The following is a 7,506-nucleotide window of genomic DNA, read 5'->3' as shown; positions in this document are numbered from 1 at the left end:
TTGGCAAGCTCGACGCCCAGTCCGTCGGCTTTCACCCGGACTTTGACGTTGGCATCCACAACCCGCTTCACGGGCACAAGGATCTTCATTTTCCTGTCACCTCTCCTGAGATAGTCGGGGCGCTATAGCAGCGTACGCCCTGTCAGAGTTGTCGAAAGCCGACATTACGGGCGGAATATCCGCCCAGCGGTGCCGTTTCCGTAGTGGTGGCAAATCCGCGCGTCAATATCCCATGGCGCACCCAAATCGGTTCAGTCGCGAGGCGTTACTGCTCCACGGCCCCATTGCGACCGCGCGGGGGCGCCGTCGCTCGCGGCGGGCTCGACGGGGACAGGCGGCCGCTGGATGTTCGGCGTAGGGTCCGGCTCGCCGTCAGCACCGGCCAGCAGCGGCACGCCGCGGCTGCGCAGCACCAGGACCAGGATCGATCCGGCGATGATACCGCCGATATGGCAGGCCCAGGAAATCTGGTCCTCGCCGCCGGCGGCAAACATCACGATCTGGAACAAGATCCAGAGGATCAGCGGGATGAAGGCCGGAATGCGCAAGGGGATGCGGGCAAAGGCCAACACCCAGACTTTCACGCGAGGGTAGAGGATCAAATAAGCGGTGACGACGCCGGCAATGGCGCCTGAGGCGCCGATCAGCGGCACCTGCGAATCCGAGGCCACCAGCCCCTGGAAGAAAGCGCCGGCGACAGCGCAAGCCAGGTAGAAGATCAGGTAGCGTATGTGGCCGAGCGCATCCTCGACATTGTCGCCGAACACCCACAGGAACAGCATGTTGCCGCCGAGATGGAAAATGTCGGCATGCAGGAAGGAATATGTAAGATAGCTGAGGCTTTCGGGGATGACGACGAATTCAGGCGACAGCTCGACCTTGTCGTGGACCACCGAGGGGATGAAGCCGAGACCGAGAACCGCGGCATTGGTGAAGTTTTCACCGCCAAGCGTGGTCGCCAGATAGACCAGCGCATTCACCACGATCAGACCGATCGTCACATATTGCAGGCGGATGTGGCGCAGCCTGTTGGTGTCGTAAAGCGGGATGAACATCGGACCCTCCCGCCCCTGAAGTCAGCGGTTCTTGCCGGGCACCCATAGCACGTCGGCCTTTCCATTGTCATTGACGGCACGGGCGGCGACGAACAGGAAATCCGAGACGCGGTTGATGTATTTGAGCGCCTCGCGGTTGACATGCTCGGCCGGATCCTGCGCCAGCGCCACCATCTGGCGCTCGGCCCGGCGCGCCACGGTGCGGGCGAGATGGAGCGCGGCGGCGGCCGGCGTGCCGCCGTTCAGCACGAAGGATTTCAGCGGCTGCAGGTCCTTGTTGAGGAGGTCGATGTCCTGTTCGACGCGGCCGGTCTGGGCGGCGACTATACGCAGCGGCTCATAGTCCAGCGGCTTGCCGTTGTCGGGCACGGCGAGGTCTGCCCCCAAGTCGAACAGATCGTTCTGGATGCGCGACAGCATAGCGTCGATCAAGGGATGGTGGCCGGCGGTATGGATGCGGGCCATGCCGATGCAGGCGTTGGCCTCGTCGACGGTGCCGTAGGCGTTGACGCGCAGGTCGGATTTCAGCCGCCGCTCGCCGGTGCCAAGGCCTGTCGTGCCATCATCGCCGGTGCGGGTGTAGATCTTGTTGAGCTTGACCACAATGTCCCCCAAAGACCTCTATCTGCGGGTGAAATAGACCACCAGCAACAGCAGCGCCAGGGCCACGGCCTGCAGCATCACACGGGCTTGCATCAGCTTGTTCGAGGTCACGCCAGAGCCGCCGCGCATCATGTTGATCAGGCCGCGGACCAGCACGATCAGCACGGCCGCCATCGCGATGACGGCGAGAATCTTCAAGAGGATGACCATCTGGCGGGCTCCGGTTCAGTTTCGGTCAGGCGCGCCTGGCGAGCACGCGGTAGAGCAGGGACGCAGGCAGGATGCGTTTCAGCACAGCGCCGATTCTGGCCGGCACGGTTACCACATAGTGGGGGCGCGGGCGCTGTGACAGAAGCGCGTGACGGAGCGCCTTGTGCACGACCCCCGGCCCGGGCTTCAGTTTCGACACGCTGCCGCCGGCCTGCAGCCGGGCGAGCTGCGCCTTATAATCGGCGCGGTGGACGGAATTCTCGACATCGATGTTCTTCAAAAACCAGGGCAGGCCATTGCTGGCGATCTTCGAGGTCACCGGTCCCGGTTCGATGAGGGAAAGGTGGATGCCGCTGCCTTCGAGTTCCTGGCGCATGCACAGCATCAGGCCTTCGATGGCGTGCTTGGATGCCGAATAGGCGCCGCGGAAGCGGACAGGCGCCAGTCCGAGGATCGAGGAGCAATGGACGAGGCGGCCGTGCCCCTGGCGGCGCATGACCGGCATAACGCGCCGGGTAAGATCGTGCCAGCCGAAGAAATTGGCCTCGAACTGCTCGCGAAGCGCTGCGACCGGCAGGTCCTCGACGGCGCCGGGCTGGGCATAGGCGCCGTTGTTGAACAGCGCGTCAAGCGTGCCGCCGGTGCGTTCAAGCACCGCCTCAACCAGCGCGGCGATGGATTCGGGCTCACGATAGTCGAGATAGAAGGCCTCCATGCCGTCGGCTTCGAGCACGGCGATGTCTGCCGGCTTGCGCGCCGTTGCGAAGACCCGCCAGCCTTCCGCCTTCAGCGCCCGCGCGCAATAGGCACCGATGCCGGAGGAGGCCCCGGTAACGATGACGGTGCGCAACTCTTTCGCGACGGTGGACGTTGTCTGACCTGGGGTTGCCATTTGCCGCAATCACTTCCCATATTCGCGGCGTCGACACAATCGAGCGGAGCGCGGGTCCTTGCTCAGGAATATCGTCGCCGTCAAGCGCGTGCTCTACGATGCGATCGGCCATTTCACCAATGACGACGGCTGGGCGATGGCCAGCCATCTCGCCATCACCTCGCTGATGGCTCTGTTTCCGTTCTTGATCTTCGCCACGACACTGGCCAGCTTCCTCGGCGCGCAGGCGTTCTCGGATACGGCGGTGCATCTCGTCTTCGACACCTGGCCGGAGCAGATCGCCAAGCCGATCGCGCGCGAGGTGCAGAACGTTCTCACCGTCAGGCGAACCGACCTTTTGACCTACGGCGTCGTGCTTGCCGCCTATTTCGCGTCGAACGGCATCGAGGCGCTGCGCACCTCGCTCAACCGTGCCTATCGTGTCACCGAAACGCGCGGCATCATCCATCGCAGGGTGCAGAGCATCATTTTTGTGCTGATCGCCACGGCCTGCTTCCTGGCCGTAAGCGTGCTTCTGGTGTTCGCCCCTCTGCTGGCCAGGCTGGCGGAGGCGCATCTCGAATGGATCAAACCTTACATGGGCACCATCACGCTGTGGCGTTACGTCGTCGCCTCCACCGTCATCGTCATCGGACTGTTCTCCGTGCATATCTGGCTGCCTGCCGGCAAGCGCCGCTTCGTCTCGATCATACCGGGCATCGTCTTCACGCTCATCGCCTGGCTCGCCGGCTCGACCATCTTCGCCACCTATCTCGACCATTTCTCGTCCTACGTGACGACCTATGCGGGGCTCGCCTCGATCATGATCGCGGTGGTTTTCCTCTACATTATCTCGGCGATCTTCATTCTCGGCGGTGAGCTCAACGCCGCGATCAGCCGTTATCTCGAGGCGCGCGCGCGCGTCGGGTGAGATGTGTCGATATTCAGGTCAGGCGGGTCTGCAAACGGCGGCTTCCTGCGCTTCCGGTGCTCACGTACTTCAGCACGCTCCGCTCCGGTTCTCGGAAGCCGCCGTTTTCGACTCGGCCTGACCTGAATCTCAACACATCTCAGATGGAGATTTCTTCGGATACGGCTTTGGACCCCGCCGTGGCCAGGGCTACGCCAAGGGTCGCGATCGCCATGCCGGCGATCTGCAGCAGGTTGAGCTGCTCGTCAAAGAGCATCCAGGCGATGACCGCGGTCACGGCGGGCACGAGGTAGAACAGCGAAGCGACCTTCGACATCTCGCCGTCCCTGATCATCACCATCAACAGAAAGATGGCGCCGATTGACAGCACCAGGACCAGCCAGGCCATGGCAAAGATCAGCTGGCCATTGACGGTGATGGCGCGCGTCTCGAAGGCGAGCGAGCCCAGGATCATCACGATGGAGCCGCCGACATACTGCCACATCGTCGCCGACACCAGATCGCCGCCGGAGGCGTAGCGCTTCTGCCAAATGGTGCCAGCGCTCATGCCGAGCACCGAGACAAGCGAGGCGGCCAATGTTGCCGCGGACACGCCGCCACCGACCGCTCCGAGCTTCGGCCACAGCACGATGACGACGCCCATAAGCCCGACAGCAAGCCCGGCCCAATGGCGGGGCAGGATCGCCTCGCCGAGAAATCTGCCTGCAAGCATGGCCGTGATCAGCGGTTGCAGGCCGACGATCAATGCCGAAAACCCCGCCGGCATGCCCCGGTGGATCGCCCAGAAGACGGCGCCGAGATAGACACCATGCATGAGCACGCCGGCCACCGTCGCGTGCAACGCCTCCTCGCGAGTCGCCCTGCGAGAGCCGAGCACAATGGCGAGCCCGGCAAACAGGATCGCCGCGATCACGAAGCGGATGGCGAGGAAGGTGAAAGGTTCCGCCCAGGGCATGGCGTAGCGCGCGCCGATGAAGCCTGTCGCCCACAAAACGACGAAGGAGGCGGGAATGAACCGCTTGATGCTCTGCATGGATGGGAGGCTGCCGGGTGAACGGTTGATGACCACATTTGCTCTAATGCTGTTCAATCCCGCAAGCAAAACGAAACGGTTGATCCATAAGCTAAGTCGAATTCAACAAACCGTGCCAAGAGGGGCATGGCGCGTCGCCGCGCCGTGGGTAGGCATGTTTTTGCATCTCGACACAACCTGGCTGTTGTTCGCCTTCCTGATCATCGCCGGCTTCGGCTTCTTCTTCGGCGCGGCGCTCGACGCGATCATGAAGGAGAACGGATTCGGCCCGACCGGCAACACGCTGCTGTTCATCTTCGGCTTCTTTGCCGCGGTGACGGTCGCCAGCAAGCATGGCATCAGCGTGAGCGATCTCAGGCTGGCGGTTGCCTGTGGGCTCGGCGGCGCCTTTTCCTTCATCAGCTTGCTGGCGCTGATCAAGGCCGGGATGGCCCGCCTCGGGTCATAAGCCGACCAGTCGCCCAATGTCCTGCGGCGACATGCCTGCTTGGCGAAGCGCGGCAAGGCCCGTGTCCTTGAAGCTTTTGGACAGTTTCCTGCCGTCCGAGCCGAGAATCAGGCGGTGGTGGAAATAGCGCGGCTGGGGCAGGCCGAGCAGTTCCTGCAACAGGCGCTGCAGCCCGGTTGCCGCATAGAGGTCCTTGCCGCGCACGACATGGCTGACGTCCTGGAGCGCGTCGTCGAGGACGACGGCGAGATGATAGCTGGTCGGGATGTCGCGACGGGCGACGATGACGTCGCCCCAGGCCTGCGGTTGCGCTTCGATCGCCCTTGTCGCCGACATCGTCTCGTCGGTGAACTCCACCCATGACAGGTCGGCCGTGACGCGCGCCATGGCCGCCTCGACGTCAAGTCGCCAGGCAAAGGGCAAATTGTCGGCGATCCGCCGCTTGCGCTCCCTGGCCGGCAAGGCCCTGTCGAGCGGCGGGTAGAGCGGCACGCCGTCCGGATCGCGCGGCCAGTCGCGGCCGCCTTTCTCAGCGATGAAGGCGCTGATCTCGCCCCGGCTCATGAAGGCCGGATAGACCAGTTCCTCGGTGATCAATCGATCGAGCACCGCCCGGTATTCGGCAAGATGTTCCGACTGCCGGCGCACCGGCTGTTCCCAGCGCAACCCCAGCCATTCGAGGTCGCGGAAAATGCCGGCCTCGAATTGCGGCGTGCAGCGGGTGGTGTCGATATCCTCGATGCGCAGCAGCAGCCGTCCGCCCACCCGCGCCGCCATCCGCTGGTTGAGCAAGGCGGAATAGGCATGGCCGAGATGCAGTTCGCCATTCGGGCTCGGCGCGAAGCGGAATGTCAGGAACGTCATCTCTCGGGCGGCATTCGGGTTGAAAGGTGCTTTCGGCGGTTGGTATTTAGCCTCCATTGCCATTTCGCGGGCGCCCTGGGAACAAGAACGTGCAACATATCGCCTCGCTCGACGACATTGCGGTAGGGCTCGATGCCCTCTGCCGGATCGATCCGCGGCTGGAGACGGTGCGCCGCAAGGCGGGCGAGGTGCCGCTCCGGCTGTCGGAGCCAGGCTTTCAAAGCCTGGCCTCGATCATCGTTTCGCAGCAGGTTTCGCGCGCCAGCGCCGATGCCATTTTCGGCCGGCTGGTCAAGCTGGTCGATCCGCTGACGCCGGAAGGGATACTCGATGCCGGCGAGGACATATTCCGCGAGGCCGGTCTGTCGCGGCCGAAGCAGCGCGGGCTGCTCGCGGTCGCGCAAGCCGTTGCCGGCGGGCTCGATCTCGATCACCTGTGCACCCTGGACGCCGGCGATGCGATCGCGGCGATGACTGCCGTGCCCGGGATCGGCCCCTGGACGGCCGAATGTTATCTGCTGTTCGCCGCCGGCCACCCGGATGTGTTCCCCGCGCGCGACGTCGCGCTTCAGACGGCGGTCGGCTATGCGCTTGGCATCGACCCGCGTCCGCCGGAAAAAATGCTTATCCGGCTGGCCGAATCATGGAGCCCCTGGCGGGGTGTCGCGTCGCGGCTTTTTTGGGCCTATTACCGCGAACTGAAGGGCCGGGACGCGGCGCCTCCCGTCGAAATGGCCAAAAAAGCATGAAAATCATGCGTTTTTGAGAGTTTCGGCGAGAGACAATCCGCTTCACATCCCTGTCATGTCGGGCTTACAGTATCCGCGCCGTTCGGTTTGGAATGTAGGAGTCGAAGGACGTGACGGTTGCCGTATCTCCGGATGGGCTTCCCGCGCTGGTGCTGAATGCGGACTACCGTCCGCTCAGCTATTACCCCCTGTCGCTCTGGTCGTGGCAGGACGCCATCAAGGCTGTGTTCCTCGACCGGGTCAACATCGTCGCTGAATACGAGCACGCGGTCTCTTCGCCGACCTTCTCGATGAAGCTGCCGAGCGTGGTCAGCCTCAAGGCCTATGTGAAGCCGTCGAGGCATCCCGCCTTCACCCGCTTCAACGTGTTCTTGCGCGACCGTTTCCAATGCCAGTATTGCGGCACGCCGGAGGATCTGACGTTCGACCATGTCATTCCGCGCCATCGCGGTGGGGCGACGACCTGGGAGAATGTGGTCGCCGCCTGCTCGCCTTGCAATCTTCGCAAGGGCGGCATGATGCCGGCGCAGGCCAAGATGTGGCCGCTGCAGAAGCCATACCAGCCGACGGTGCACGACCTGCACAACAACGGCCGCCTGTTCCCGCCCAACCATCTGCATGAAAGCTGGATGGATTATCTCTACTGGGATGTCGAACTGGAACCTTAGAGTCTTTCACTTTTTGACGGAAGCGTATCCGGCGTTTGCGAAGTAGTTGTTGCATTCGGCTGCCTCGATGGTTT

At 63.3% G+C, this 7,506-nt stretch carries 10 protein-coding genes and 1 pseudogene; 4 read left to right on the top strand and 7 right to left on the bottom strand.

Annotated elements, in window-relative coordinates:
- The 5 genes and pseudogenes from P9272_RS35420 to P9272_RS35400 all read right to left on the bottom strand — a co-directional run.
- Positions 1 to 89: pseudogene (locus P9272_RS35420) on the bottom strand (electron transfer flavoprotein subunit beta/FixA family protein); the annotation flags it as partial.
- A gap of 162 nt (positions 90 to 251) precedes the next feature.
- Positions 252 to 1,055 (bottom strand): rhomboid family intramembrane serine protease, encoded by an 804-nt coding sequence (locus P9272_RS35415; RefSeq protein WP_278164804.1) that lies wholly within the window; start codon positions 1,053 to 1,055, stop codon positions 252 to 254.
- Positions 1,056 to 1,076: 21 nt separating this feature from the next.
- Positions 1,077 to 1,658, bottom strand: coding sequence for a cob(I)yrinic acid a,c-diamide adenosyltransferase (locus P9272_RS35410; protein ID WP_278164803.1), 582 nt, complete (start codon positions 1,656 to 1,658; stop codon positions 1,077 to 1,079).
- Between the two features lie 18 nt (positions 1,659 to 1,676).
- Positions 1,677 to 1,868 (bottom strand): twin transmembrane helix small protein, encoded by a 192-nt coding sequence (locus P9272_RS35405; protein WP_278164802.1) that lies wholly within the window; start codon positions 1,866 to 1,868, stop codon positions 1,677 to 1,679.
- Positions 1,869 to 1,893: 25 nt separating this feature from the next.
- Entirely contained in the window at positions 1,894 to 2,760 is an 867-nt protein-coding gene (locus P9272_RS35400; RefSeq protein ID WP_278164800.1) for an SDR family oxidoreductase, read from the bottom strand.
- 58 nt (positions 2,761 to 2,818) lie between these two features.
- Here P9272_RS35400 and P9272_RS35395 point away from each other — a divergent pair, with 58 nt between their 5' ends.
- Positions 2,819 to 3,670: a YihY/virulence factor BrkB family protein gene (locus P9272_RS35395; RefSeq protein ID WP_112129465.1), complete on the top strand. Its 852-nt coding sequence runs from the start codon at positions 2,819 to 2,821 to the stop codon at positions 3,668 to 3,670.
- 139 nt (positions 3,671 to 3,809) lie between these two features.
- Here the strand turns inward: P9272_RS35395 and P9272_RS35390 are convergent, their stop codons facing one another.
- Positions 3,810 to 4,703 (bottom strand): DMT family transporter, encoded by an 894-nt coding sequence (locus P9272_RS35390; protein ID WP_278164797.1) that lies wholly within the window; start codon positions 4,701 to 4,703, stop codon positions 3,810 to 3,812.
- Between P9272_RS35390 and P9272_RS35385 the strand changes: the two genes are divergently transcribed.
- Positions 4,681 to 5,151, top strand: coding sequence for a hypothetical protein (locus P9272_RS35385; protein WP_278164796.1), 471 nt, complete (start codon positions 4,681 to 4,683; stop codon positions 5,149 to 5,151). The two genes, P9272_RS35390 and P9272_RS35385, sit on opposite strands and share 23 nt — an antisense overlap.
- Here the strand turns inward: P9272_RS35385 and gluQRS are convergent.
- Positions 5,146 to 6,015, bottom strand: coding sequence for a tRNA glutamyl-Q(34) synthetase GluQRS (gene gluQRS, locus P9272_RS35380; RefSeq protein ID WP_278164805.1), 870 nt, complete (start codon positions 6,013 to 6,015; stop codon positions 5,146 to 5,148). The two genes, P9272_RS35385 and gluQRS, sit on opposite strands and share 6 nt — an antisense overlap.
- A gap of 89 nt (positions 6,016 to 6,104) precedes the next feature.
- Between gluQRS and P9272_RS35375 the strand changes: the two genes are divergently transcribed.
- Positions 6,105 to 6,764, top strand: a complete 660-nt coding sequence (locus P9272_RS35375) for a DNA-3-methyladenine glycosylase (RefSeq protein ID WP_278164794.1) — start codon at positions 6,105 to 6,107, stop codon at positions 6,762 to 6,764.
- 110 nt (positions 6,765 to 6,874) lie between these two features.
- Positions 6,875 to 7,432, top strand: coding sequence for an HNH endonuclease (locus P9272_RS35370; protein ID WP_027167440.1), 558 nt, complete (start codon positions 6,875 to 6,877; stop codon positions 7,430 to 7,432).
- Positions 7,433 to 7,506 lie beyond the last annotated feature (74 nt).

Source organism: Mesorhizobium sp. WSM4976 (genome assembly GCF_029625685.1).
Taxonomy (GTDB): domain Bacteria; phylum Pseudomonadota; class Alphaproteobacteria; order Rhizobiales; family Rhizobiaceae; genus Mesorhizobium.
The sequence above is the reverse complement of the archived record's forward strand: the minus strand, read 5'-3'. Positions and strand labels throughout refer to the sequence as shown.